Source organism: Pedobacter sp. SG908 (assembly GCF_011759615.1).
GTDB lineage: Bacteria > Bacteroidota > Bacteroidia > Sphingobacteriales > Sphingobacteriaceae > Pedobacter > Pedobacter riviphilus.
In genome coordinates this window covers 1-1,827 of sequence record NZ_JAAOYY010000005.1, presented here as the reverse complement: position 1 = coordinate 1,827, position 1,827 = coordinate 1, and the positions used below count along the sequence as shown (strand labels likewise).

The following is a 1,827-nucleotide window of genomic DNA, read 5'->3' as shown; positions in this document are numbered from 1 at the left end:
TCCCTTTCGGTTGGGAGTGCAAAGGTAAGGATCTTTTTTAAACTTCCAAATAAAATAAATTTTATTTTTTTAAGCCCTCTTTTTTCCCCTTTCCCTCTATTTCAATACGCTGGTCTTATCCAGCTCCCCGTCCTTCCGGACCGGGCTGCAAAGGTAGCAATATTTTCCTCATCCGCAATATTTATTTCAAAATAAATACCGCTCTATCTATCCCTATTGTACGCTTTTCAGTCTGCTGCCCTCTCCTCCGAAGCGGGATGCAAAAGTAGAAAAAATATCCTTCCTTCCAAAGCTTTTTTACCGAATAGCACAGGGATTACTGTAAGTATTTGGTTTACAACCTGAAATAATTAGGGACAGCGTAAAACAATAAGGCTGCCCAGTTATCTAAACGTGGTTTTTAGGGGTAAACCCGGCGTTTTTCATCATTAAGCAGTTAAGGTCATTAAGGGCTGAAAGGCTATTTTATCTTTTTTTGGGCGCCATGACAGTGTACCCTGCACTGCCCCTGCAACATAAACCCGATTGCAATGGAAAGCCGCCGCTCCTTCTGCGGCGCTTGGAACGGAAAGCGGGACTACACCTGTATAGTAGCACGAAACCTGGTTTGCTGAAAACAATAACTAAATTAACCTTAAAAATGGAGTGTTTCCACCTTCTTTATGCTCTGATAATAGCTAAAAGTTTTTTACCTGCAGTTACAACAAGTACTGAAGCAAGTCCGGCTGTTAACCCAAAACTAAATTCTCTAAGAATGGAAGGCAAAGTATAAAGAACATCATGTAGAAAGCCAATATTATGTGCAAAAATCCCACCCGAAACCAAGATCAATGCTATGGTGCCTACAATACTTAATACTTTTATTAGAATTGGTAAAGAACGAACCAGCAGATTTCCGATAAATGAAAATATGCCCTTTTCGCCAGAGGCCTTTATTAAGCGATATCCCGCATCATCCATCCTTACAATAATGGCTACGATACCGTAAACACCAACGGTAGCCAATAAAGCTACAGCTGAAACGGTTATAATCTGTATAAGCAGTTTTTCTTCGAGCACGCTTCCCAAAGCAATAATTACGATTTCTATTGATAGAATAAAATCTGTAACGACAGCGGATCTGATTTTTGCTTTTTCTGCTACCTCCCCCTCCTGGATAACTTCTTTTGCCTCTACATGCAGGGGCTTTGATCGATGAAAAAAATATTCAACAACCTTTTCTACTCCTTCATATGCCAAATATAGCCCTCCTAGAACCAAGATTACTTTGATCGCTATCGGAAAAAAGAAATTGAGCAATAAAGCAATCGGAACAATAATAAGCTTATTCACAAATGATCCTTTGGTGATTGCCCACAACACGGGCAATTCTCTCGAAGAAAGAAAACCGGTTGATTTTTCTGCATTTACCGCCAAATCATCACCCAAAATACCCGCAGTCTTCTTGGCAGCTACCTTGGCTGTTACCGCTACATCGTCCATTAAAGCACCTATATCATCTAAAATCGCAAAAAAACCTGAAGCCATAACTAAAATCAATTAGGCCGCAAAATATTAAATCCTTTTCAGATTCAGACAATCATATTCAAATCTTCAAGCTATATGGGTTAAATAGTATTGCATAGGTAGGGCCAGATAAATCTATCAATTTACACGTCATTAGGAATATAGTTGTGAAAAATAGCCCCTTTAAACAGTTAATTACGGCGTTTAACTTATTTGTTAAGCCTAGTCCGGATGATTAATTTTTGGATGATCTGGAGCGCAGTGGCAGTAGCCTTTAGTTTGGGTCCCGTCCTGCTGTCCGTTCTACTCCGCCAATGAAGG

Annotated in this window: 2 protein-coding genes; one reads left to right on the top strand and one right to left on the bottom strand. The window is 39.7% G+C overall.

What is annotated here, in order from left to right; all coding sequences use genetic code 11:
• Positions 1-195, top strand: a 195-nt coding sequence (locus FHT21_RS24890; RefSeq protein ID WP_208399040.1) for a hypothetical protein, incomplete at its 5' end; no start/stop codon positions are given.
• Positions 196-660: 465 nt separating this feature from the next.
• Here FHT21_RS24890 and FHT21_RS24830 read toward each other — a convergent pair.
• Positions 661-1,527: a DUF808 family protein gene (locus FHT21_RS24830; protein ID WP_167297393.1), complete on the bottom strand. Its 867-nt coding sequence runs from the start codon at positions 1,525-1,527 to the stop codon at positions 661-663.
• Positions 1,528-1,827: the final 300 nt, after the last annotated feature.

Bases quoted from the DNA above. Each gene is read 5' to 3' on its own strand.
- FHT21_RS24830 (WP_167297393.1), bottom strand. From the start codon at position 1,527: ATGGCTTCAGGTTTTTTTGCGATTTTAGATGATATAGGTGCTTTAATG.